Annotated in this window: 20 protein-coding genes and 1 pseudogene; 9 read left to right on the forward strand and 12 right to left on the reverse strand. The window is 58.9% G+C overall.

Features of this window, described 5'->3' with window-relative positions; translation table 11 throughout:
• Positions 1-413: 413 nt before the first annotated feature.
• Positions 414-815 carry a c-type cytochrome gene (locus tag DSL70_RS04950; RefSeq protein WP_119306809.1) on the forward strand — a complete coding sequence of 134 codons (402 nt, stop codon included), beginning with the start codon at positions 414-416 and terminating at the stop codon, positions 813-815.
• Between the two features lie 167 nt (positions 816-982).
• Here DSL70_RS04950 and DSL70_RS04955 read toward each other — a convergent pair whose 3' ends face one another.
• The 3 genes from DSL70_RS04955 to DSL70_RS04965 form a co-directional block, all read right to left on the reverse strand.
• Positions 983-1,573 carry a GNAT family N-acetyltransferase gene (locus tag DSL70_RS04955; protein ID WP_119306810.1) on the reverse strand — a complete coding sequence of 197 codons (591 nt, stop codon included), beginning with the start codon at positions 1,571-1,573 and terminating at the stop codon, positions 983-985.
• A gap of 232 nt (positions 1,574-1,805) precedes the next feature.
• Positions 1,806-3,275 carry a hypothetical protein gene (locus DSL70_RS04960; protein WP_119306811.1) on the reverse strand — a complete coding sequence of 490 codons (1,470 nt, stop codon included), beginning with the start codon at positions 3,273-3,275 and terminating at the stop codon, positions 1,806-1,808.
• A complete protein-coding gene (locus DSL70_RS04965; RefSeq protein WP_119306812.1) occupies positions 3,272-4,291 on the reverse strand; it encodes a hypothetical protein in 1,020 nt (339 codons plus the stop codon). The genes DSL70_RS04960 and DSL70_RS04965 overlap by 4 nt, the downstream gene beginning before the upstream one ends.
• Before the next feature lie 563 nt (positions 4,292-4,854).
• Here DSL70_RS04965 and DSL70_RS04970 point away from each other — a divergent pair.
• Genes DSL70_RS04970 through DSL70_RS04980 form a run of 3 tightly spaced genes read left to right on the forward strand, consistent with a single transcriptional unit; the run spans position 4,855 to position 7,826 of the window.
• Positions 4,855-5,664 (forward strand): (Fe-S)-binding protein, encoded by an 810-nt coding sequence (locus DSL70_RS04970; RefSeq protein WP_245418097.1) that lies wholly within the window; start codon positions 4,855-4,857, stop codon positions 5,662-5,664.
• Between the two features lie 12 nt (positions 5,665-5,676).
• Positions 5,677-7,122, forward strand: coding sequence for a LutB/LldF family L-lactate oxidation iron-sulfur protein (locus tag DSL70_RS04975; RefSeq protein ID WP_119306813.1), 1,446 nt, complete (start codon positions 5,677-5,679; stop codon positions 7,120-7,122).
• Positions 7,119-7,826 carry a LutC/YkgG family protein gene (locus DSL70_RS04980; protein WP_119306814.1) on the forward strand — a complete coding sequence of 236 codons (708 nt, stop codon included), beginning with the start codon at positions 7,119-7,121 and terminating at the stop codon, positions 7,824-7,826. The genes DSL70_RS04975 and DSL70_RS04980 overlap by 4 nt, the downstream gene beginning before the upstream one ends.
• A gap of 129 nt (positions 7,827-7,955) precedes the next feature.
• On the opposite strand, the gene DSL70_RS04985 is transcribed toward DSL70_RS04980, so the two are convergent.
• Positions 7,956-8,321 carry a DUF1127 domain-containing protein gene (locus DSL70_RS04985; RefSeq protein ID WP_162916363.1) on the reverse strand — a complete coding sequence of 122 codons (366 nt, stop codon included), beginning with the start codon at positions 8,319-8,321 and terminating at the stop codon, positions 7,956-7,958.
• A 385-nt stretch (positions 8,322-8,706) separates the two neighbouring features.
• Between DSL70_RS04985 and DSL70_RS04990 the strand changes: the two genes are divergently transcribed.
• Both DSL70_RS04990 and DSL70_RS04995 read left to right on the forward strand, forming a co-directional pair.
• Positions 8,707-9,597: a LysR substrate-binding domain-containing protein gene (locus DSL70_RS04990; protein WP_119307270.1), complete on the forward strand. Its 891-nt coding sequence runs from the start codon at positions 8,707-8,709 to the stop codon at positions 9,595-9,597.
• 240 nt (positions 9,598-9,837) lie between these two features.
• Positions 9,838-10,305, forward strand: a complete 468-nt coding sequence (locus tag DSL70_RS04995) for a hypothetical protein (RefSeq protein WP_162916364.1) — start codon at positions 9,838-9,840, stop codon at positions 10,303-10,305.
• A 52-nt stretch (positions 10,306-10,357) separates the two neighbouring features.
• Here DSL70_RS04995 and DSL70_RS05000 read toward each other — a convergent pair whose 3' ends face one another.
• Positions 10,358-11,311 carry a DMT family transporter gene (locus DSL70_RS05000; RefSeq protein ID WP_119306817.1) on the reverse strand — a complete coding sequence of 318 codons (954 nt, stop codon included), beginning with the start codon at positions 11,309-11,311 and terminating at the stop codon, positions 10,358-10,360.
• A gap of 1,786 nt (positions 11,312-13,097) precedes the next feature.
• On the opposite strand from DSL70_RS05000, the gene DSL70_RS05010 reads away from it, so the two are divergent.
• Complete coding sequence (locus DSL70_RS05010; RefSeq protein WP_119306818.1) at positions 13,098-14,117, forward strand: lipocalin-like domain-containing protein; 1,020 nt, start codon at positions 13,098-13,100, stop codon at positions 14,115-14,117.
• 245 nt (positions 14,118-14,362) lie between these two features.
• Here DSL70_RS05010 and DSL70_RS05015 read toward each other — a convergent pair whose 3' ends face one another.
• The 5 genes from DSL70_RS05015 to DSL70_RS05035 all read right to left on the reverse strand — a co-directional run bounded on the left by DSL70_RS05015 (position 14,363) and on the right by DSL70_RS05035 (position 19,334).
• Positions 14,363-14,737 carry a hypothetical protein gene (locus tag DSL70_RS05015; protein WP_162916365.1) on the reverse strand — a complete coding sequence of 125 codons (375 nt, stop codon included), beginning with the start codon at positions 14,735-14,737 and terminating at the stop codon, positions 14,363-14,365.
• Between the two features lie 264 nt (positions 14,738-15,001).
• Positions 15,002-16,381 (reverse strand): glutamate--cysteine ligase, encoded by a 1,380-nt coding sequence (locus DSL70_RS05020; RefSeq protein ID WP_119306820.1) that lies wholly within the window; start codon positions 16,379-16,381, stop codon positions 15,002-15,004.
• 138 nt (positions 16,382-16,519) lie between these two features.
• Positions 16,520-17,500: a DMT family transporter gene (locus tag DSL70_RS05025; protein WP_119306821.1), complete on the reverse strand. Its 981-nt coding sequence runs from the start codon at positions 17,498-17,500 to the stop codon at positions 16,520-16,522.
• 232 nt (positions 17,501-17,732) lie between these two features.
• Entirely contained in the window at positions 17,733-18,377 is a 645-nt protein-coding gene (locus DSL70_RS05030) for a LysE family translocator (protein WP_205563158.1), read from the reverse strand.
• 180 nt (positions 18,378-18,557) lie between these two features.
• Entirely contained in the window at positions 18,558-19,334 is a 777-nt protein-coding gene (locus DSL70_RS05035) for a 16S rRNA (uracil(1498)-N(3))-methyltransferase (protein ID WP_119306822.1), read from the reverse strand.
• Positions 19,335-19,514: 180 nt separating this feature from the next.
• On the opposite strand from DSL70_RS05035, the pseudogene xseA reads away from it, so the two are divergent.
• Positions 19,515-21,050, forward strand: a pseudogene (xseA, locus tag DSL70_RS05040) (exodeoxyribonuclease VII large subunit); the annotation flags it as partial.
• A 537-nt stretch (positions 21,051-21,587) separates the two neighbouring features.
• Here the strand turns inward: xseA and DSL70_RS05045 are convergent.
• Together DSL70_RS05045 and DSL70_RS05050 are read right to left on the reverse strand one after the other, a co-directional pair.
• A complete protein-coding gene (locus DSL70_RS05045; RefSeq protein ID WP_119306823.1) occupies positions 21,588-22,079 on the reverse strand; it encodes a peroxiredoxin in 492 nt (163 codons plus the stop codon).
• 27 nt (positions 22,080-22,106) lie between these two features.
• A complete protein-coding gene (locus DSL70_RS05050) occupies positions 22,107-22,946 on the reverse strand; it encodes a protein-disulfide reductase DsbD domain-containing protein (RefSeq protein WP_119306824.1) in 840 nt (279 codons plus the stop codon).
• A gap of 296 nt (positions 22,947-23,242) precedes the next feature.
• Here DSL70_RS05050 and DSL70_RS05055 point away from each other — a divergent pair, with 296 nt between their 5' ends.
• Positions 23,243-23,830, forward strand: a complete 588-nt coding sequence (locus DSL70_RS05055) for a YqgE/AlgH family protein (protein ID WP_245418098.1) — start codon at positions 23,243-23,245, stop codon at positions 23,828-23,830.
• Positions 23,831-24,273 lie beyond the last annotated feature (443 nt).

The following is a 24,273-nucleotide window of genomic DNA, read 5'->3' on the forward strand; positions in this document are numbered from 1 at the left end:
TTATATTACTTCTTTCGAAAGCAGTGGGTTTCAAAGGTTATGCTTAATGATAAGCTAATATCAAGGCTCGCGCTTCGCGTGTCTTCCGCAATCCGGAGCAGTGAGCCAGACACCAGGTACCAAGCGGCCACGGCATGCCCCATCCGGCGTTGAGACCCGCGCGGTAACAGGATTTTTAGAATCGCTACAATCCGTCACTTGCCAAATGTCGGCAGACCTGCAACGATCGGCCCGCGAGATCGTTCATATCTGGCAAGGCAGGATTTGCCGAGTCGGGCCGCCATCTGGAACGCATGTGTCGAATGGACCGGTTGATCAAACTGCCTTGTAGGATATTTTGCTTTTATAGACCAACAGCCATGCATGGACCTGCCAAGGATGCTGGCTGACAATACAAGAAAGGGACCGCGAGTATGAAACGTTTGGTTGCTGTTGCCAGCGTGTTTTTCCTTGCCTCCACCCTCGGAGCATTCGCTGAAGGCGATGCGGCAAAGGGTGAGAAGGTTTTCAAGAAGTGCAAGGCCTGCCATCAGGTCGGTGAAGGTGCAGAGAACAAGGTTGGCCCGTTGCTCACCGGCGTCGTCGGCCGCACAATCGGCACGGTTCCCGATTTCAAATATTCCGAAGGCTATGTTGCGCTGGGCGAACAGGGTGTCTCCTGGGACGAGGAAAAGCTGATGGCCTATCTTCTCGATCCTAAGGACTTCCTCAAAGGCGCTGGCGTCGAGTCCAAATCCAAGATGACTTTCAAGCTGAAAAAGGACGATGAGCGCGCAGACGTCATCGCCTATCTGAAGACCTTCTCCGCGCAGTAAGGCTCTTGCTATGTGGCGCATTGCGCAGCATCAAGGCGAGACGAAGGCCGGAGTTGAGCGCAGGTCACGAATTCGAACCAAGGAAGATCCCGGCCCCGCGCCGGGATTTCTGTTTGATGAGGCTGTCCTGTCGTGATGATGGTACCACAGCTGTTGCAGCCGTTGAGCTACACGGAACGGATCGTCAGCCGGGCCAGAAGTTTTGGCAGATCGCTCCAGATCCATGATTTCTCGCGATAGGCGATGCGCCCGTGATGGATTTCCACCCGCTTGCCAACTTCCTGTGCGCCGAGTTTGAGGTAGAACCGCTCCGCCCTCCGGTTGCCTCCGATCATCCAGGCCCCGACAGACTTGTAGCCCCGTCCCAGCAGCGCCTCGATGAGCGAGGAGAGCAGCATCTGCCCGTGGCCCTTTCGCTGCTCGCCAGGATGGACATACAGGGCATAAAGCTCGCCGTCAGCCTCGATTTCCCGGTCGGGGCGATCGCCGAGCCGCATCGGGCCCGCCAACCCGTAGCCGATCAGCTCTTCTCCCCTCCAAAGCAGATGGGCCAGAAGCCCGGCGTTGCCGTCCATCAGCCAGTCGCGCCAGTGCGGGGTTTCGTCGGCAGCATCAAGGCCCTCAAGGCTCGCCTCGGGCATCAGCCCCTTGTAGGCCTCGCGCCAGCAGATCACCTTGAGCGCCGCGATGGCCGCAGCATCCTCCGGTCCGGCGGCTCTGAGGGCAACCGTAGACACGGCATCGGACAAATCTGGCATGACTTTCTCTCTTGATCTGAAGTGACCGACCGACGGCGAGGACAGAGAAAGCCGAGGTGCCGTTCGCAGCTCCTCAGCTTCCCTGCCTCCTCCATTGACCTTTGCATCTCCTGCGCGCTGCCCACGATGGGAGAAACGCTGCCTGACGCCTGTTAGCGTTCAATGGTCTGTTGCAGATGGGATAATAATCCGCCCCTCTCAATGTCACCGAAACCGGGACGCAGAGGCATACTCACTCAACAATTACAGAAGGAAGCCACAGAACCAGCTGTGGCATGATGATGATTGCGATCAGGCCAACGATCTGCAACACCAGAAACAATCCCATACTTGCGGGACCATCTTTTATCTTTCCGGTCCATGACACAAGCTCTTTTTGCGCCACTTCGCCATTCTGCCGATTGAAGGTGACCAGGGCACAAAGCAGCGCCGTCGAGGCAAGGGCTGCAAGCCAGAGCCGCACGGGCAGGGAAAAAGGCACGGATATCAGCGCATTGGCACTTTCTGCCCCAGATCCTTCCGGGGTAGCCGCAGGCCAGAAAGCGGCCAGCCTTGCCCCAAAGTCGCAATGTGCAAAAACCGGCATGCAAAGGGGCAGAATGATCAGCGCCATGATCAGCCAGTCAAACAGCATGCCGAACCCGACGAGGCCGACCAGCAGGGCCAACAGCATCAGCAACGGAGACACAGGTGCGGTGCTCTCCCTGATAATGAGGAGGAGAGTGTCGATGGTCTGCGCGCCACCGAGAGCCAGAAACACCTTGTTGAAGATCAGCGCCATGATGATCATCGTATAAAGGCTGGCGGTGGCGAGGGTCGACCGGTTGAGGATTGTCATCAGCATGCCCGGTGACAGCCTGAGCTGGCATGCCGTCAGGCCAATCGCCAGCAGACAGAGAATGGCGAAAGTTGCCAGCAGAGACAATTTCCAGACCAGCAGCAGCACCGCGCCAAGAGCGAACGCCAACGGCAGGCCAAGGCAGACCATCATCTTCCCCCAGGGACGGTCAGGGGCTGACCGTGCTGAACTGAACCGGCCAGCGTCTGACGCGGGACTTTCCCCCTGCTTGAGCCCTAGCCGCCGACGCTTGTGAGCGGCCCCCCAGAGGGGAACCAGCCAGTTGGCAAGATAAAGACCGATAAGCGCCGCAGCAGGCAGCGTCAGGGCCATGGCGAGATAGTCGGGTGGCACCGCAAACTGATAGGCGACAAGGTGCATGAGAATGAGCACTGGCAGCAGCAGTGCCATGGCTGTGGAGCGCTGGCGGTTCGGCTCTCGCCTGCCTCTTGCCATGTCCTCCCGCATCATGGTGTCCCGTCGGGCAGAGCGAACGCTGGACGTCGTGCCTTCATCAGGCTCGGAGGGATAGACACTGGCGCCGAAGGTGGCTTTCACAGCCCTTGATGCGCTGACCATCTGGCCACTGGCGACCAGCAGTTCGGCAAAAAGCACGATCAGCGGCAGGGCGAGCAGTATCGGGTTGAGGATGATCTCCGAGAGGATGTCATCGGGCAACGCAGCAAACAGGGTGCCATCCATCAGGCCGGAGCCAGCCCCGGCAACCGCAAAAGCCAGCGCCACCGCGCCGGTGATGAAAGCGAACGGGTAGCCGGTCAGCATGATCAGCAGCAATGCCGCCAGCATCAGAAACGGGGCCCCTTGGCGCCAGACGGTCAGGGCGATGTCGAACCAGTCGGTCATGCGTCAACGGGCTCCTCGGGATTGGAAAGGCTCGGATCGATGTGGGTTCCGGCGCGCTTCTTGAGATAGGGCGGCCCATAGAGATAGACCAGCGAGCGCAGGATCATCGCCACAGCAGCAGCCCCCAGCAACAGGAAAGCAACCGCAAGCGTGACGGCCAGCAGCCAGCCCGGCACGGGGCCGAGAAGGATCAGGTCCGAGACGCCGGGGCCGGAAGCGGCTGGAGGCCAGTCAGACCATCGCCCAGCAACCTGCCGCCAGCCCAGCGCCACAAGCGCCCAACTCGTCGGCAGAAGCAGCAGCAGCCCACCAAGGCATTCGACCCATGCCTGCCCCTTCGGCCCCATGCGTCCACGCAGACCGACATAACGATGCTGAACGTCACGCATGTAGGCCGCAGCGATGCTGCCAAGCACCAGAAGTGCCACAAGCCAGCCGGTCGTATCGGGCGGGGTCGACGAGAAAGAGGACGGGTCGCTGCGCCAATACAGCAGGGAAAGGTCTGGCAGGATGGTCCCCCTGCAGGCGGCAAAAAGGCAATAGACCGGCAACAGAATGAGCGGAATATAGAGCAATCCGGTGAGGCGCGAGACCAGACAAAGAAGGCGACCAAGATCCTCGCTCGCCTCAAGGGCGCTCAGCCGTACACCGCCGCTTTGCCTGCGACAGCCAAGGACAAACAACAAAGCAACCACCCCTGCCGAAGCGACGGACACCAGCACCGATATAAGGAAAGAAACGGGCGTGAAGGCCGCGTTGGGCGCAAGGGTGGAAAGCGTGCGCATATCGACGCCGAACAGCCCCAACAGATGGCCCAGCCCCTGCGGCAGACAGACAAAAGCCAGCGCAAGCAGAGAGAAGACGGCAAGCAGTAGCACCGGGCGGGCCCGCCACCAACTCGCCAGCAGACCGAGCACAGCCATGCCCAGAAGGACAGGACCGACCAGGGACGGCTCCGCAAAAAAAGCATAGATCGCCGCAGCGCAGCCTAGAATGGCAACAGCAGAACCTTTCATGCACAGTCCCCTCTTTTGTGCAACTCAAGTCGGCAACGGCCCGCAAAGCACGCGATGCATCCTTCGTTTTACACTGCGTTGTCCTTTATGCAAACCGCTGGCTTTCATCATCCCCGATGATCCAGCCGTCATATCTGCCGCCGTTTCCATGCAGTATAGTCATGGGTTGACCCAACAGACCAGTCATCGAGAGGTGTTCATTCAGACTCTGTTAACGCCGATTGTAAACCGGTCAATCCGTCCCATTGGCCCCATCGGCCAAAGTCCTTGCCGTCACCGCTGCAATCTGGCAGCAAAAGCCACATGGCAGAGAGCGGGGGAAAGGGTGCGAATTGGGGGATAGCTGATTTCCGAGCCCTTGCACATCGGGGCAATAGACGCCAGACTGCCGCCAGACCATCCTTTCATCGAGAGCTTTTAAACGGTCGGGCACGGGACTTTGTAGCCCCGGAGACATGGCAGTGCCACAGGGACCGATAACAGTCGTGCCCCCCGGGCCGAAGGCTCTGCCCCGGCCAACCGAACGCATTGAAAGCGCCAGCGCCTGAAGAAGACCGAGACCAATGGACCAGATTGAAATGAATTTCGCCTCCCCTACCCCCAAGGACACGAAAGGCAAGCGGGTCGGCCTGTTCGTCACCTGTCTTGTGGACCTGTTCCGCCCGACGGTCGGCTTTGCTGCGGTCAAGCTGCTGGAAGACGCAGGCTTCGAGCTGGAAGTGCCACGGGACCAGACCTGCTGCGGCCAGCCCGCCTACAACTCGGGCGACAAGGACGATGCCAAGGCGCTGGCCAAGCAGGTGATCAAGGCCTTCGAGGGTTATGACTATATCGTCGCCCCGTCCGGCTCCTGCACCGGCATGATCCGCAAGCACTATCCATCGCTGCTCGCTGACGAGCCGGAATGGGCTGATCGTGCCGTGGCGGTCGCAGGCAAGACCTACGAGCTGGTGAGCTTTCTGGTCGATATCGCCGGTATCGAAAAGGTTTCTTCCCATTTCACCGGAACGGTCACCTATCACGACAGCTGCTCGGGCCTGAGGGAGCTCGGCATCAAGGACCAACCGCGCAAGCTGCTGGCTTCGGTCCCCGGCGTTGACCTCAAGGAAATGAAGGACAGCGATGTGTGCTGCGGCTTTGGCGGCACCTTCAGCGTCAAATATCCCGACATCTCGAATGCCATCGTCAGCAAGAAGACCAAGACCATCACCGATGCCGGGGCCGGAACGCTGCTGGCGGGCGACATGGGATGTCTGATGAACATGGCCGGCAAGCTCAAGCGCGACGGATCGGCCATTCAGGTGCGCCACATCGCCGAAGTGCTGGCCGACATGGCGGATGGCCCTGCCATCGGCGAGAAATCCGGACGCTAGGAGGGGAGCAGCATGGAAATCACATCACCCGATTTCAAGAAGAATGCCAGCGAGGCACTGGCCGACACCACCCTGCAGCGGGCCCTCAAGAATGTGGAGCTTGGCTTCATCGGCAAACGGCAGGATGCGGTCGATGCCCTGCCGGAATTCGAGGCCCTGCGCGATCTCGGACGGGACATCAAGACCCACTGCCTCAAGCATCTTGATGTCTATCTCGACGAATATGAAAAGAAGGTGACCGCCAGCGGTGGCCATGTCCATTGGGCCGAGACGGCTCAGGATGCCTGCGAGATCGTGCGCGATATCTGCCGGTCGGTTGGTGCGCGGACGATGACCAAGGGCAAGTCGATGATCTCGGAAGAAATGCAGCTCAATGCATTTCTCGAAAAGGACGGCATGGAGGTCACCGAGACCGACCTTGGCGAATATATCATCCAGTTGCGCGGCGAACATCCGAGCCACATCATCGCCCCGGCCGTGCATGTGACCAAGGAGCAGGTCGAAGCCGACTTCCGCCGCGCCCACACCCAGCTTGACCCAAACCGCAACCTTGATGATCCGGTCTCGCTGCTTGGCGAGGCCCGGGCCGTGTTGCGCGAGAAATATTTCGCCGCCGACGTCGGTATCACCGGGGCGAACTTCCTTGTCGCCGAAAGCGGCTCGTCGGTCATCGTCACCAACGAGGGCAATGGCGACCTAACCCAGACCCTCAGCCGGGTGCACATCGTGCTGGCCTCGATCGAGAAGGTCATCCCGACGCTCAACGACCTCGACGTCTTTCTCAGGCTACTGGCCCGTTCCGCCACCGGGCAGGAACAGAGCGTCTATACCACCATTTCCACCGGCCCCCGCCGGGCAGAGGATCCGGACGGACCGGAGCAGTATCATGTGGTGCTGCTGGACAATGGCCGCTCGGAAATGCTGGGCACGGACTTCGAGGAAATGCTGCGCTGCATCCGCTGTGGCGCCTGCATCAACCACTGTCCGGTCTACCACGCGGTTGGTGGCCACAGCTATGGCTGGGTCTATCCCGGCCCGATGGGGTCGGTGCTGACGCCATCGCTGATCGGGGTCGACAAGGCAGGCCATCTGCCCAATGCCTCGACGCTGTGCGGGCGCTGTGAGAGCGTCTGCCCGATGCGCATCCCGCTGCCCAAGATGCTGCGACACTGGCGCGAGCGGGAATATGAGCGCCATCTCAATCCCACCCCGCAACGCTGGGGCCTCAAGGGCTGGGCCTATTTTGCCCGTCGCCCGCGCCTCTATCACCAAACCATGCGCTTTGGCATGCGGCTGATGAAATATCTTGCGCCACAGACCGCGCTCATGCGCCGGTTGCCTGCGGCTGGCGGCTGGACCAAGCATCGCGAGTTCCCGGCCCCTGAAGGCAAGACCTTCCAGCAGCTTTGGGCCGAACGGCAGGCCAGCAACGGACAGACCAAAGGAGATGCGGCATGAGCAAGCCACACGACAACAAGGCCGCCAAATCCGCCATTCTCGGCAAGATCCGGCGCTCGCTTTCCGCAGTCGGTGCCGTTGCAGACCCGAACCGCGAAACTGCCCGAGCGGAAGTGCTGGAGCGGCTTGCGTCAAAGCCTCTGGGCATTGTGCCCAAACGGGGCGAGGTTGGGGCCTATGAGAAGGTCGCCATGTTCATGGACTATGCCGAGCGGGTCTCCTCGACCACGGCGCGCATTGCCTCCTATGACGAGCTGCCCGGTGCCATTGCGGACTATCTGCGCGCCCACAATCTGCCACAGTCGATCATCACCGGCTCAGACCCTCGGCTTGCGGCAGTCAACTGGCAGAGCGAACCGCAACTGGAGCGCAAGATCGGCCCTTCGGACGGCTCGGACCTTGTCGGGGTGAACCATGCCCTTGGTGGCGTGGCGGAAACCGGCACGGCGGTTCTGGCCTCCGGTCCGGACAACCCCACGACCATCAATTTCCTGCCGGAGAACCACATCATCGTTGTCCATGCCGACGACATTGCCGGCAATTATGAGAGCATCCATGATCGCTTGCGGGATCTTGGGGGCAAGGCCCACATGCCTCGCGCCCTCAACATGATCACCGGGCCCTCCCGTTCGGGCGACATCGAACAGAAAATCATGCTCGGCGCCCACGGCCCGCGCGCGGTACATGTCATCGTCGTCGGCTGACGCTGAAGACAAAAAAAGGCCCGCCACAGGTGGCGGGCCAAGGATAACAGGGATCTCAAGGACGACCCCTGGCTGCTTAGTCAAATGGGTGGCCGTCTGTTGGGAGCTGCCGACGGCCTGGCATTCTGATTACGCTCCCTTCGGATCACAGCAAAGCGGCGCTTGTTTTACTGCAGTCCGTTCTTCAGCCGGTTGCGGATGCTCAAGGTCCGAAGCCGGGCTGTACCAGCGCGCCAGGATGTCCAGCTCGCGGGAATGGATGCGACGGCGCGCATCGAAAGGGTCGATCAGCAACGGATCACGATAGAGCGGCTGAGCGGAAGCCGTGATCACGTCGCTTTTTGTCAAACCGATATCCGCCAACGTGCGTTCATCCAGTTCGGCAAGGGATTTCAGAGCCGCACGATTGCGTGCGATTGTTGCGCCAGCTGCCACGAGACGAGCAACGCCGGCAACTGCAGATGCAAGTGCAGAATGAAGAATGACTGTCAGCATATCTTGTCTCCTTAAGTTGTTGTCATCTGCCATGAGCTCCTGAAAGCGCCATGGAGATAGGCTGGGTCACTGGTTCCGGATGCAGCCGCATGGTCCCCGACGGACCAGACGCACACCACCTTGTTGCGCATGCATCGGACACTGTTTCTGGCGGGAAAAGGCACTTTGTTTCGGGCTTTCGCCGCTGTCTGATCAGCTGTCCTTTGCTGTTGGTGCCTTTATTCCAGAGTCTGAACAATAAATCCAACGAATGTTTTTTATAGAATTCATCTCATTTAGTGATGGATTGAAAAATGGATCAATGATACATCTGGCCCCACTGATTGACGGCCTCCGGAGCACCGGCAAGGCCGTCGTGCCGGAAGTGTGGAATTGGAGATTTCTGATGAATGCCCTTCTCGATCTTGACCAGCTCAGGACCTTTATCGCCATCGCAGAAACCGGCAGCTTTACCAGGGCTGCCGAGCAGGTCAACAAGACTCAGTCTGCGGTTTCCATGCAGATGCGACGGCTGGAAGAGCGTGTCGGCCAGACCATTTTCGTGCGGGATGGGCGTCAGAGCCGGGTGACGGACGCCGGGATGCGGCTGTTGGACTTCGCCCGCCGCATGCTTTCGCTGAATGCCGAAACCATAGCCGCCTTCTCAGCCGATGCCATGTCAGGCACTGTCAGGCTCGGCCTGCCCGACGACTATGCGCCGCGTCTGTTGCCGACGGTGCTGGCCAGTTTTGCCACGACTCACCCCAATATCGAGATCGAGGTGGTGTGCGAGCAAAGCTCTTGCATCCATCGACGCATTCAGGAAGGGCGGCTTGATCTGGGTATCGTCACCCATGGAGACCGGACGCGGGAGAAGAATGGTCGCATCATTCGCTCCGAGCCACTGCTGTGGGTCTCCTCGGCGCATCATTCCGTCCACTGCCAGTCAACGATTCCACTGGCGCTCGGCACCAAGACCTGCTCCTGGCGGGCGGCGGCTACGGCTGCGCTGTCGCGGATCGGCCGGAAATATCGCATTGCCTATGTCAGCTCCTCCGCTGCCGCCCAAACCGGTGCGGTGATGTCGGGGCTGGCGGTTTCGGTGTTGCCGGAAAGCGCACTGACGTCGGACATGCGGGTGCTTGGAGAGCGGGAAGGCTTTCCCGAATTGCATCATTGCGATATCGCACTGCTGAGATCCGACAATGCCCGGGAACGCATTCACAATGCGCTGGCGGCCCATATTGTCAACGCACTCGACAACGTTTCGGGCAGCAACTCCATAGCTGCCGAATAGGCCAGCATGCCCGGAAAAGAACGGAAGGGCGGAGCGCCCTTCTCTCCCGCTCTCAGGCGACCTCCCCTACGCAGCAGGGTCCCACGCACAGCCATATCGTCCAGAGCAATTTTTCCCGATGCCGTGCCGTTGCATAATCTCTTTAGACTTTTCATCTATTGTCACAATTACGGATAAATCTAGGAAAGAGCGAGCGCCAAGGAGCGCCGGTCTCCTCACCGGATATCAGGAGAGTGACAGATGGTGCGCAAAAGACAAACATGGCTGTCGGCCTTCGCCTTCGGGCTCGCCTTGATCGCCCAGATCAGCCCCGGTGGGCAGGCGTCGGCTGGCTATACCAATGCCACGCTCTATCTCATTAAACAGCAGATCAAGGAAGGCTGCGATGGGGGCTCGGGCAAATTCGACTTCAGAGGCGTCTATGAGGTTGATCTTGACGGCGATGGCCATCTCGATCTGGTGCTGTCGCATCAGGGGCTGAGCTGTGACAGGGAAATGCCCATGAGCAGCCTGTGCGGCGCCCAGTTCTGCTCCATCCTGATCTATTATCGTGAAGGCAAGCTGCTCAAGAAGCGCGATGAAATGCTTGGCTACATTCTGAGCTACAACCGCAAGCCCGAACCCTTGTTCGACATCGCCCAGATGGATAGGTCCGTATCCCAGTGGCGGCCGAGACAGGACCCTCAGCCACAGAAGATTGCTCAGTAAACATCCCCAAAGACTGAAGAAGAAGACCGGTCAGAGGAACGGAGCAACGCGATCAGGCACCTTTGCGCCTGCCGCCTCTCATCACCAGAATGTTGCCGGCGATGATCGAGGCAAGCCCGACAAGGCCCCACATGGTCCAATGATAATTCTCGAACAGCGTCGATAGGATCAGGGCGACGATAGGAAAGAGCACCGTCAGATAGCCAGCCTTTGCCGGTCCGATGGAATTGAGCAGGGTCATGTAGCCCCAAAAGGCAACCACAGAGGCCATGACCACCAGCCAGCCCATGGCGAGCCAATATTCGCCACTCCAGTCCATCAGGAAGGGAACATCGAGAGCAAAGGCCAGAAAGACCAGCCAGAGCGTACCATAGGTCATGCACCAGCTGTTGGCGCTGATCAGCGGGATGTTGAACTTCCGGTTTGACACCGAAAGGATGTTGCCGGTGCAGAAGAGCAAGGTACCGCACAGACCAAAGCCGAGCCCCAGAAGCACACCGTCATTGCCAGCGCTTGCCCGGATTTCCGGCCAGAAGATCAGCCCGATGCCGCAAAGCCCCAGCACAGTGCCGACCAATCCCGATCGGGAAGGTCGAACGCCCAGAAACAGCGCGCTGAGGATCATGTTGAAGAGGCTGGCAAGGGAGAAGATAACCGCCATCAGCCCCGACGCAATGTGACTGGCAGCGTAGTAGAACATCACGAAATTGCTCGAGAACATGAAGATCCCGACCAGCGCCAGACGCAAATGCACTCGCAGGGGAAAGCGCAGCGGATATTTGCCGATGATGGCCCAGAGGAAGGTGACGGCTGCGGCCAGCGCAAAGCGATAGATGCCAGTGACAATCGCAGGCACGATGGCCACCTGATGCGCCATTGCGATCCAGCTGGTACCCCAGACGATGATCATCATGGCATAGAGCCCCATGTCCTTGCCCGACATGGACGGGCCGGACGAAAGGGTGGCGGGGCGATCTGTTGGCGACAGGGTGGCAGTTTCACTCATGGGAACGATCCTGGGCAAGGCAGGCTGGCGCTAAGTGTTTGGAGACGAGCCGTTTAAAGCCGGGCCATTCGGAGCCGGGCAACGTCAAGGCCGCTGGCAATCGAAGCATAACCCTACCAGATCCGATCCATCACTTCTAATGACTATTTATTCTTGAATCATCAAGTTGCTTGATATTACGACCTGCAACTGCCGTGGCCTGCGCTTTCTTGCGACAGATGGCGACCATCTTGCCTGCCTTTGTTGCCTGCCTTTGTTGCTTGTCAGAAACCTGACGCCTTGCAAAAAATTCAACACGCAGAAGATGTTACCGGGGAAATTCAGACCAGTGTTTTCCGGATTGCTACATTCATCTACATCGACGGACAGGCGCAAAAGTGCGATAATGAGAAACAATACCGGGTAATGCGTTCAGTCGTTTAGCTAACGACCTTCACTCTTGCGACAGGAGTTACGATCATGAAACTCGTCTACACGGTCGCCGTAGCATTGATCCTTTCCGCATTTGGCTCTCTGACCTTGCCATCCGGTTCGGCCTATGCCTTCGGACCACCACCCCCGGGTTGGGGTGCTCCACCGCCACGTCCTTACTGGAGACGCCCTCCTCCAAGGAATTACTGGCGTCCACCGGTAAGGCGCTGGGCTCCACCTCCTCCTCGCCGTTGGGCTCCACCACCTCCTCGGCGCTGGGCTCCACCGCCACCTCGCACGTTCTATCGTGGCCCGGTTGGCTATTGCAACATACCGGCATGTGCTGCGAGCTACAGAAGCTTCCGGGCATGGGATTGCTCCTATCAGCCATATGGCGGCCCGCGGCGTCGGTGCAGAATGTAGCCTGATGGTATAGAACTGTGGGCTTGGCATCAACCTGACCTCGGGACGCAACGAGCGCTCAAACGCAATCGGTACGCATCTGTTACAGGTTGAATGCTGAAAGCCCAGAAATCTGACCCCGCAGCCCGCAGTTTGAGGGCCTCCGGATATCATTTCCGGGGGCCCTTTTCGCGTTCCACCCCGCGCAGGCTCAGCGTGAAGTGTCGCTGTCGTAACGCTGGCAAAATCTTGCCATGCCCACCTATGAATGAAACCAGAGACAGCAGGATCTATTTCTAATAATGTTAGCGATACCATGGTCTAATGAAGGTCGCATACAAACAAAACGGCCAATATTTTTGAACAATTTTGTTCTCGTTCCTAAAATGAGGCAATTTTCAAGTTTTTGGCTTAAAAGCAGATAGAATTGTCTATATTTTTGTCCATTTTTTCAGCACGATCGCCAATATATTGCCTGTTGATAGTGCACTTATTTCTACAATATTCTGTACAAAATTAAAAATTTGTCAGGCGACAATATTTCCCTTGACTAGATGGCATTGTCTAGCGCTAACATATACTTGCAGGGTAATCAAGAGTCGGAATTGGTCGACCAATGCACAAAGCTTACATAAGTCAAGTGGCAATAATATTGATGACACAATTGCGTTGTAACATCTGTAAGCAGAAGGCAAACCTTGAAGAATAAGCAGAAATGCCCAGGGAGGCATTGAGAGGCGCGTTCAAACAGTTTTAAGGCCCCCAAGAGTTCCAGCAGTTTTCGCGCATTCCAGCCTCAACGCCGATGTTTGGAGAAATATCCCGGCGTTATGATTGGTCTCGGGATTGTGTGTAGATCCGTTTCAAACCAGCGCACACTGTTCCGGACCGCCTGTCAGCCAGCCCTGGCGCACTATCCAAACGCGGAGCCGCTTCTGGCTTCTCACGGAATTCGCTTAAAGGGAGGTCCTGTATGCAACTCAAGGCACAAACACCCGAAGACATAACCTACCGCCCCCCATACCGGGGCAAGGTCGTTGAAAAATCACCGGCTCGCCTATCGCACGATCTCGCATGGCATGGCGGCCTGCATCCGCTCGAATCCTGGCAGTTCTCGACCAGTCTCAGAGGCGGCGGACAGCATTTCAGTTTTCGTGTCCAGCTTCTCATCATTCAGCAGCTCAACTGCGAGGCCAAGATCTCGATCAGCATGTGCCTGATGGATCAGGATACTGGCTGGATCCGCGAAGCCGAAAGTACCGTTCCGCTGAAGGATATCGAAATCGGCGGACAATCCCTGCGCTTCACGACCAGTGACCTCGACATCAAGGGCAGCGGCAGCGAGCTGACGATCACGGCCGAGCTTCCGGACGCCTCCATCGAGCTGTTCGGCATGGTCAACATGCCCATTCTGGTCAACAATGGCGAAGGTGACTTCCATTTTCTGGGAGCGCAGCAGTATAAATTTGCCTTGCCGTGTATCCAGATGTCCGGCTGTGTCACCCTGATGGGCAAACCGCAGAGTGTTACCGGCGCCATGTGGCTCAACCGCCAGTGGGGTGCCCTGCCTAGACGCTTCAGCCTCGACCGCAACGTTGAACAGCGCCAGTGGATCAATCTCTACTCACAGCTCAGCAACGGCATCCGGCTCAGCGCCTCGCAGCTATGGGATTTTGCCCGCAACAAGCAGGATACCTGCTGCACGGTGGTGCTGCCAGACGGGACCCATATTATCGAGAAGATCGCCCCGCTTGAACTCAACGACTTTATGGACAGCCGCCTGTCTGGCCGCCGCTACCCGCGCCATGTGGTGCTCTCCCACGAACCGCTTGAAACCTGCCTGCAGATCAGCCTGCCCTATCAGGAACGCGAAGTGGTGTCCAAGATCGGCAACCTGATCAAGTTTGACGGCAAGATCAATGTCAACGGCTATATCTACGGGGAAGAAGTCACCGGCGACGGCTTTGTCGAGATGGTCGGGCGCTGGCGCTAGCGCCCGCCGTCTGAATACTGTCGCACATGCCGAAAGGTGAGTACCGGGAAGAGCGCTCAGCTCTTTTCTGGGGTTGATTGCTGATGCGGAAATCTCCCTGTACCCGATCACCTCGCCAGATCCGGCCAATTGCCTTGGCATCATGGATCTGAAGCATCATGGATCTGGGTCATCATGGATCTGGCCTTTTCTTTTCCCCGCCGCCACAAGGCGACAGGCCCGGATCAAACCCAGATCAATCCTGATCAATACCAGCGTGGGCGATAAAAGACCGTGTGCTCGGGGATGGCGTCATCCTCGCTGCGGTAAACCTCATATTCCATACATTTTGGATTGTTCGCCGCGTCCACCTGCACTGCGGTGCATTCGGCCGCGAAGGTCCGGCCATCACTGAGTGTGAATTGCAGATCGTTGGCCGGAGCGTTGTCGAGCTCCGAAACCTTGCCGAAATAGGTCCGCTCATCAAGGATGACGAGGTCTTCCAGCTTGTCACCGCCGGGATAGAACAGCAGCCGGACCTTGGTTCCGTCTGGCTTCTGACCGCTGATCTTGACCGGCACGCAAGCGGTCGTCAGCAGGAGTGGCAGGATGGCAAGGGTCAATCCCATAGAGCGCTTCATATCAAATCCCCTCTGACAGGCTGCCCCATCCTAGCACAAGGAGCATGAGCCACCATCCACCGCGCGCGACTTTTGCAACGCTTCCTTGGGGTGAAGACGCTGCGATAAAGCCGGAAAGCATGTTCTCAACCGCGACGCAAAGACGGAACCGGCCAGACCTTCCACGCCCGCCCCCATACAAGCCGACTGTGGCTCGCGCGGGGCAACGGGATAAGGCGGGTTAAAGACGCAACGGAGATGGCACCGATGGTCGCCCGCGCCCGATCAGTAGGCGAAATCCTCAAAGACGCGGTTGATGTTGCCGCCCCATTCGTTGTTGTAGCGCATCAGAAGCTGGTCAGCCGGTGTCAGACCGAGCGTGACGGTTTCTTCCAGCGCGGCCAGATACTGGGTTTCATCAAAGCCGGCCCCGTTGAGGCGATCCCGCGCAGCCAGCCCCTTGCGGGACAGGGTGACAACCTGCTTGGCGATCGCCAGCACGTTGGTGTCACGGAACGGGGTCTTGAGGCCATGGGTGGCAACGCCGATGCGCAAGGCATCCCGCTCTTCAGCGGTCCAGTCCTTGACCAGATCCCAGGCGGCATCCAGAACCGGCTGATGATAAAGCAACCCGGTCCAGAGCGCTGGCAGGGCGCAGATGCGACGCCAAGGGCCACCGTCGGCGCCACGCATTTCGATGTAGCGTTTGAGGCGCACTTCAGGGAATACGGTGGTCAGATGGTCTTCCCAGTCCTGAAGGGTCGGCATCGTGTCAGGCATGCCTTCCTTGCGCTTGCCGCCCAGATACTCGCGGAAGGTCATCCCGGTCATGTCGTAATAGGTGTGATCGCGGACGATGAAATACATCGGCACATCCAGAGCCCAATCCACATACTGCTCATAGCCGAAGCCTTCCTCGAAGGCGAAGGGCAACATGCCGGTGCGGTCCTTGTCGGTATCGTGCCAGATGGCACCGCGCAGGGACTGATAGCCATTCTTGTGGCCATCAAGGAACGGTGAATTGGCAAACAGCGCCGTTGCGATCGGCTGCAAGGCCAGACCGACGCGCAGTTTCTTGACCATGTCCGCTTCGCTGGAGAAATCCAGATTGACCTGAATGGTGCAGGAGCGGAACATCATGTCGAGCCCACGGCTACCAACCTTGGGCATATATTTCATCATGATGCCATAGCGGCTCTTGGGCATCACCGGCACTTCGTTCAGGCGCCATTTCGGCGAAACGCCGAGGCCGAGAAAACCGATACCAAGCGGGTCTGCCACTTCGCGCAGCTGGGCCAGATGAATATGAACCTCACGGCAGGTCTGATGCAGATTGTCGAGCGGTGCGCCGGAGAGCTCGAACTGCCCACCCGGTTCAAGCGAAATCGCTCCGCCGTCGATGGGATCGACCAGACCGATGATCTTGCCCTTGTCTTCCACGCGCTTCCAGCCCAGAAGGCCCTCCATGCCCAGCAGCAGCCGTTCAATGCCGCGCTCGCCCTCGTAGGGCACAGGTTCGAAGTTGTCCTTGTAGAAGGTGAACTTCTCGTGTTCGGTACCGATCCGCCATTTTTCCTTCGGCTTCTCCCCCGACGAAATGGCCTCGATCAAGGCGGCGCGGTCGTTAAGGGTCAGGGTAACAGTTTCTTTCGGGGAAGCGGCCATGAGTAGGCTCCTTGCAGTGTGGCAGGCATGACAGCGGGCACGGCCCCCGTCACGTATTGCCAAATTAGGCATTCGGTTCTGGTGTTACAATGGGTCTGTGATGCTACATTGCAAATAATTGTGACGCAGCTATTAAATTTAGGCGATCTCTTCGGTGGGAAGATCAAGCCCGGCTTTGAGACGGTTCGCGCGCTGCGCCTTCTGCTCGCGATAGATGATGTAGAGCCCGGCGCCAATGGTCACCGCAATGCCCCAGGCCGCGAGACTGTTGGGCAGATCGGAAAAGATCATCCAGCCGATGAGGGTTGCAAACGGGATTTCCAGATATTGCATCGGAGCCAGTGTGGCGGAAGGGGCCAGATGAACGGCAGCCGTCATCAACAGATGGCCCAGAGAACCGATCAGCCCGGCCCCGAGCAGGAATATCCATTCATTGCCAACCGGCCACTTGAGATCAAAGGCCTCAAAGCCCTCGCCATTCAGCAGCAGGATCGGCAGGGAGACGATAGCGAGCGCCAGAAGGGCTGACAGCACCTGTACGGAAAGCGGGTCGATGCCGCGGCTTGTCTGGCGCGTCACCAGCATGAAGATCACGAAGGTGAACGCCACGCCGACCGGCCACAACGCATTTGGCCCCACTTCCATGAAGTTGGGCTGGACAACCATCAGCGTTCCGGCGAAACCGACGAGAGCGGCCACGACCCGATGTGGGCCGACTGCTTCCTTCATGACGAAATGGCCGACGAACAGCATGATGATCGGAAAGATGAAGCAGATGGCCGTGGTATCGGCCAGCGGCATATATTGCAGGCCGATATAGATGAACACGATGCCGGACATCTGCATTGCCGCCCGCCAGAACAGCCGCCACCAGATATAGGATGACAGATGGAAGAGATGGCTGACGGTTCTCTTCCGGATCAGCATGAGCGATCCCATGAAGAGAAACTGCAGGGAGAAGCGCACCACAATGACAGTAAGCACCGGAACGGTCTGTCCAAGCAGCTTGAGGCAGGCATCGCTGAAGGGAATCAGCATGCAGAAGAGCACCATCAGGAGAATGCCAAGAACGGGGTTGTCACCCTCGAAACCGGCAGAATTTTGTGTGCTGGCAGCCATGGCCCGCGCCTCGCGTCATGTGGTTGACCGGCCTTTGAAACTGAGCCGGAGCGTTGGAAGGAGCGAACCCGGGCGGTCTGTCACCATAAGGCGCAGGACGGGAGCCGTTCCCCCTTTCCCCCTACAGGAGAGTGCAGGGTGCAGCAAATCAAACTTATTGATGGATACCTGCCACTGGATTGATGGATTCCCGATTGCCCGCTGGTTCGCGGGCCTTCGGCCAGTCAAACACTCAGTCGGTGAGAGCGATCTTGGCCCCAAGCCCGATGAACAGCCCTCCGACCAGACGGTCAATCCGGCGGGCAATGGTCTTGTTGTTGCGCAGATAGGTCCCCAGAGGTGCGGCCAGCATGATGTAGCCAGCTTCCACCAGCAGGCCGGAGGCGATCACGATTGCGCCGAGGAATAGCGTATCCAGCAGGATCAGCAGGGCGCTGAGCGAACCATCATGCGGAATAAACTGCGGCAGGAAGGCCATGAAGAACAGGGCGGCTTTCGGGTTGAGCACATCAATCAGCACTCCCTGTCGATAGATCGACCATGCGGTCGCTCCCGGCTTGTGCTTGCCCTCAATCTGCAACATCCCTTCCCGCGACAGCATGGCCTTGATGCCAAGCCAGACGAGATAGGCAGCGCCGACATATTTGACGAGCATAAAGGCCGTCGCGGAAGTGGCCAGAATGGCCGACACGCCAAGGGCTGCGGCGAGCACATGCACCATCGCACCGGAACAGACCCCGAAAGAGGCGGCAAACCCCGCCTTGCGACCATGGCCAAGGGTGCGAGACAGAACAAAAATGAGATCCGGCCCCGGTGCGATGTTTAGCATCAGGCAGGCAACAAGAAAAAGGCCCCAGGCCTCGGCGGACATGACCATGATCAAACGAACTTTCTGACTATCTGAAACCGGAGGTTGGCGATCTGGCAAATTGGCCGGGCTGGCCAGTCTCTTGTCCAATCGTCCGGTACAGGCCTCCGGTGCAGGCTGGAAGGCCTCATCCTATCTGCAAGACAGGGGCGGAACAACCCCTTCGTCCTGCGGCATTTGGCGTGCGTGTTAGCGGTCGGCCCAGTCGCCCAGAACCGCCTGAACGATTGCCAGCGCGGCAACCGCCGCCGTATCGGCGCGCAGGATACGCGGACCGAGCGGTATGGGCGTGACAAACGACGACGCCCGCAGCATTTCCCGTTCCTCGGCAGAAAAGCCGCCTTCGGGTCCGATGAGCACAGCCAGCGGCGGCACCGTGTTGCCCTCGCCACGGATGGTGTCGAGGATTGCCAGCGGGTTCTTGCCCAGCTCGCCCTCGTCGCAAAAGATGATGTGCCGACCCTCGTCATTGTCTTCCCAGTCTGCAAGCAATCGGCCGATGGTCACCGGCTCAGCCACATCGGGGATGGCAAGGATGCCGCACTGCTCAGCCGCCTCGATCACATTGGCGCGCATCTTGTCGAGCTTGGGGTGGCGTTCCTGCGTGTGCTGGGTGAAGACCGGGCGCAGGCGGCTGGCACCCATCTCCACAGCTTTCTGGGCCATGTAATCGATGCGGGCAGACTTCAGCGGCGCAAACAGATAGTGCAGGTCACTGGCGTCCGGATCGGGCTGCGGTCGGGTCTGCTCAAGCGGGACGAGCGCGCATTTCTTGCGGCCCATGGGGCGCACTTCCACCCTCCACTCGCCATCGCGGCCATTGAAGACAAGCATCGGATCACCTTCTTCCATGCGCAGGACATTGAGCAGATAGTTGGCCTGAGCCCGGTCGCACGGAATGGCGATACGCTCGGCAATATCCTGCTCCACCCAGAGGCGCTGGCTCTTGAAATCATAATGGGACATGGCGGCGCTCCTCGCTCAGACGTCAGTTTTCCCCTTTTCTGCTCTGAATTTCCCCCAAGGGCAAGAGGCCATTGTGCGATCCCTCATGCTTTGACGCAAAAGCGGGGCCAGATGCTTGACCGGGCGGGCAAAGATGGGCACCAATGGACCCATTCAAACGAATCTCAACCGGGAATCATCATGGCCGACAAAGCGCCCAGCAACGCAACCGAATTCACCGTCTCGGAAATCTCCTTTGCGGTGAAATCCTCCATTGAGGATCAGTTCGGCTATGTGCGCGTGCGCGGCGAGCTGGGGCGGGTCACCCGTCCGGCGTCGGGCCATGTCTATCTCGATCTCAAGGATGACAAGTCGGTGCTCTCGGGCATCATCTGGCGTGGCGCGGCCAGCAAGCTGGCGGTCCGGCCCGAGCAGGGTCTGGAAGTGGTGGCCACCGGCAAGCTGACGACCTTTCCCGGCCAGTCCAAATATCAGATGATCATCGACCAGATGGAACCGGCCGGTGCCGGGGCGCTGATGGCGCTTCTGGAAGAGCGCAAGAAGAAGCTGGCTGCAGAAGGGCTATTCGATGCTGCCCGCAAGAAGCCCCTGCCGCATCTGCCCCATGTCATCGGCGTGGTCACTTCGCCCACTGGCGCGGTCATCCGCGATATCCTGCACCGGGTACGGGACCGTTTCCCGGTGCATGTCATCGTCTGGCCGGTGCGGGTGCAGGGGGAGAGCTGCGCCGAAGAGGTCGCTGCCGGTGTGCGCGGTTTCAACGCCCTGCCGGTTGGTGGCCCCATCCCGCGCCCGGACCTGCTGATCGTGGCGCGCGGCGGCGGCAGTCTGGAAGACCTATGGGGCTTCAACGAGGAGGCCCCTGCCCGCGCGGTTGCCGAAAGCAACATTCCGGTGATCTCCGCCGTAGGGCACGAGACCGATGTCACACTCATCGACTATGTGGCCGACCTGCGCGCACCAACCCCGACGGGAGCTGCCGAGCTCGCCCTGCCGGTGCGGGCCGAACTGGTGGCGACCCTTGGCGATCTGCATCTGAGGCAATATGGAGCGATTGCGCGCATGATGGATCGCCGCCGCTCCGACCTGCGCTCAGCGTCCCGCGCCCTGCCGCAGCCAAGGGACATTCTTGCGCTTGCACGCCAGCGCTTCGACATGGCCTCGGGGCGGCTGGAACAGGGGCTTATCAGTTTCACCCAAGTGCGCCGGTCACGGCTGGACGTAGCCGGCGGACGGCTGCGCCCGACGCTGGTAACCGAGCGGTTGAAAGTGCAGAAGGATCGCCTGTCGGACCGCAATGACCGTCTGCAAAAGAGCCTTGCCATCGCAACCCAGAGCAAGCGCGCCCAGTTCTCCGGCATCACCGTGCGCCTGCGCGGCGAGCTTATCACGGGCCGGATCTCCTTGCAGACAGAGCGCCTCATGGACCGAGGCGAGCGGCTCAATCGTGTTTCGCTGCTGACCCGCGACCAGAAGCGCAAACAACTCGATGCGGTCAGCCGTCTGCTCGAAAGCCTTTCGCACAAGGGCGTGCTCAAGCGGGGCTTTGCACTGGTGCGTGACCGCGACGGCAAGTTGATCCGCAGGGCCGAGGAAATCAATCCCGGCTCACCGCTGAGCCTGAGCTTCCTTGATGGCTCAATCACCGCCACGGCTTCGCTCATCGACAGCTATGAACCCGGACCGGTCAGCCTTGGCCGCCCTGCCGATGAGCCGGACGGAGCAGACGATATGGCGGATGGTTCTGACGCTGCTGGCGAGACATGCGAAAGCACCACAACGGGCATCATGGCTTCCGGAGCCATTTCCGCAGAAGACATCGAGGCCCATTTGCGTTCGATTGCAGGCAAACGCGCCCGCCGCCGCGTCGCCAAGGCCAAGGACATCCCGGTAGAAAGCGTACCGCAGCCACAAACGCCGGAAATCGCTGAGGCCGCAACAGCGAGCGAGGACTGTGCACCGGTCGAGAAGGCCGTCGCCAAGGTATTGAGCGAGGAGGCTTCCGCCGAGCGGCTGGAGAAGGCCACGGCCAAACTGACCGAGGCCATCGAACAGGAGATCCTTGCCCGCCTCAAGGAACAAACCAAGCCAGCCCGCAGCCGCAGCAAGAAGAGCGGCGACGACGACGCACAGGGCAGCCTGTTCTAGCGCAATGTGCTTGCCCGCCCGGCAAATCCCCCCAAACAAAAACGCCAGCAACCATCTGGTCGCTGGCGTCTTACCATCAGTGAGCCAATAAAGTGCCCCGAGGGTCTATTCGCCCTTGAGCTGGGCGATGATGCCAGCAGCACCGCTGGTGACCACTGCACCGGGATTTTCCTCAAGGTTCAGGTGGGTCACGGTTCCGTCTTCAACAACCATCGAGAAGCGCTGAAAACGGGTGCCCATGCCACCAGCAGAGGCGTCAAGGTCAAGGCCGGTCGCCTTGGCGAAGTCGGCGTTGCCGTCAGCAAGGAAAGTGATCTGGCCCTTGCCACCGCTGGCCTTGGCCCAGGCGTCCATGACGTAGACGTCGTTGGCAGCAACCACGGCAACCTCATCGACACCCAGCTCATGCAGACCGTCGATGGTGTTGATGTAGCCAGGCAGATGGTTGAGGTGGCAAGTCGGGGTGAAAGCCCCTGGAACGCCGAAAATGACGACCTTGCGCCCTGCGCAGAGATCGGAAATGGTACGCTGTTCCTTGCCATCTTCACCCATGACAATGAATGTTGCTTCTGGCAGCTTATCGCCTACCTTGATCATGAAACCCTCTCCTCTTGGTTTGAAACATCACTCTTGCAGTATTTTCGTTTCGACCACGGCGTCATCGCCATTGGTCAATGTAAAAGTCAGTCTGGCGCCTTCGGTCTTGGCGTCCTTCGGCATTCCTTCGAGGCTGAGCGAAAAAAGCTCCCGCCCGTCTACGTTGTTTTCCATATGGGAAGTCAGGGGCAAATACCAACCCTCCGGCGCTTCTACGAACAGATCTTTTTTGCCATAGCCATCGGGTATCTGTGCTGCGATGAGCAGCCGCCTGCTGCCGTCCGCCGCCGTTTCCTCGTGGATATCGTCAATGCGGAAATCTTCCCTTGGCCCTGAGGGGACAAGGGCCATGTCGCGATCAATCAGCAACTCCGTCGCCAGATCATGGGAGCCGGCACCGGGGAAGTCCAGCGTCATCTCGGCATAGAGCGGAACGCACAGCTCGGCGCAAAGACCAATCTGAGCGGCAAGGTTCAGCGTGACCGGCTGCTGGCTGTCCTTCGGGGTGACAAGGAACGGAAAGATGATCCCCTCCTTGTAGCCGAGGATCTCGGTGCCGCCAGCCTTTATGCGGTGCGGCACAGGCCACAGGGTCTCGATTTTCGCCACATTTTCCGATGCTGAATTGTCAAGATCCGGTGGCAGCCCAGTATCGCCGGGCACTTTCCAATAGGTTTTCCAGCCATCATCAAGCTCTATTTCCAACCCGGCCTTGAGCACGCCATCCTTCTGGCCAGCAGCGACCAAGCGCATACGGCCGCCTTCTGCCTCCTGCCATTCCGATACGGCAGCGGCGGCAAGAACCGGAGAAAGGAGCGCCGCAACGAGCGTGGTGAGAGCAAAAAAATTCTTAAATTTATCATTCATTTTCAGATGGTTATCTCATAAAAGCAAGAAGAAAGCAGCCCGAAACACCTAGCACGTCGGGGCCTGAAAGGGACAGTAGCCCCTCCGGTCTGACACCCAATCACCCTGTGCGACAAATCTGATCACATTGTGACAGGCTGAAAGGAAGATAGCCAATTGCGCCTTAGGCAACACACAATTTTATGTGATGAAAAAGGACCGAAGTGCACGTCATGCAATGGAAGCGCTTTACAGCTTACTATAGTCGCAGTTACCCTTAGGTCATGATTAACGGTACCGCAGAACAACGGACGAGTATGATGCCCTCCTCGCTGGAGGGGCAGTTTCTTATTGCCATGCCGAACCTCAAAGGGCCGCATTTCGAGCGGGCCGTCGTCTATCTCTGTTCCCATTCCGAAGACGGCGCCATGGGGCTGGTCATCAATCATATTTCCAGCCAGATCACCTTCCCTGACCTGCTGCGTCAGGTCGATGTCCTGCGCGAAGGCGAGGACATGATCAACCTTCCAATGCCGCTCCGACGCATGGACGTGCTCGACGGCGGACCGGTGGATCAAGGGCGGGGCTTTGTCCTGCACAGCTCTGACTACAAGCTGGAAAGCTCGACGCTTGCTGTGTCTGACGACATCTGCCTGACGGCAACGGTTGAAATTCTGCGGGCGCTGGCTGAAGGGCGAGGACCAAGCTCGGCGCTGCTGACGCTGGGTTATGCAGGGTGGTCACCGGGGCAGCTGGAAGACGAGTTGCAGAACAACAGCTGGCTGACCTGCTCTGCGGACACATCACTGCTGTTTGAATGTGCCCCTGAAAAGCGCTATGAAGCCAGCCTCAAATTGATGGGCATCGACCTGTCGATGCTCTCCAGCGAAGCCGGGCACGCCTAGAGCTTGTCGCGTTCATTTGCATTCACTTGTCTTGCTCTATCTATTTGTTTGGGCGCGCATTCCGTTAAATCGAGGTCGGTTTAACGGAATGCGCGCTAGTCTCTTTCAAGGCCATTCCAGACCTTTGCCAAGCGCTCGATCTTACCCTTGCATTGCCAAACGCAATCAGCCGCGAGACTTCTTCGTCCCGCGCATGGCTTGCTGGATGGCAGACGCAATATCCTGATCGATATTGGACAGATCCGGCATGTTGAACGGGAATTCACCCTCGTCACTATCGTCCTCGACAGCTACTACCGGCTTCTGCTGTGGCTCGGCATGGGCCGGGACGGCTGGACCAGTCGGTGTGTGGTCCGGGGCGTGGATGACCGGGCCGGTCGGCGCGGGAGCCTGCGGCTGAAGCGGAGGCAGAGACGGGCCTGATGGCTGGGCTGCTGTCGTTG

It is taken from the genome of Cohaesibacter haloalkalitolerans, from assembly GCF_003574655.1.
Taxonomy (GTDB): Bacteria; Pseudomonadota; Alphaproteobacteria; order Rhizobiales; family Cohaesibacteraceae; genus Cohaesibacter; species Cohaesibacter haloalkalitolerans.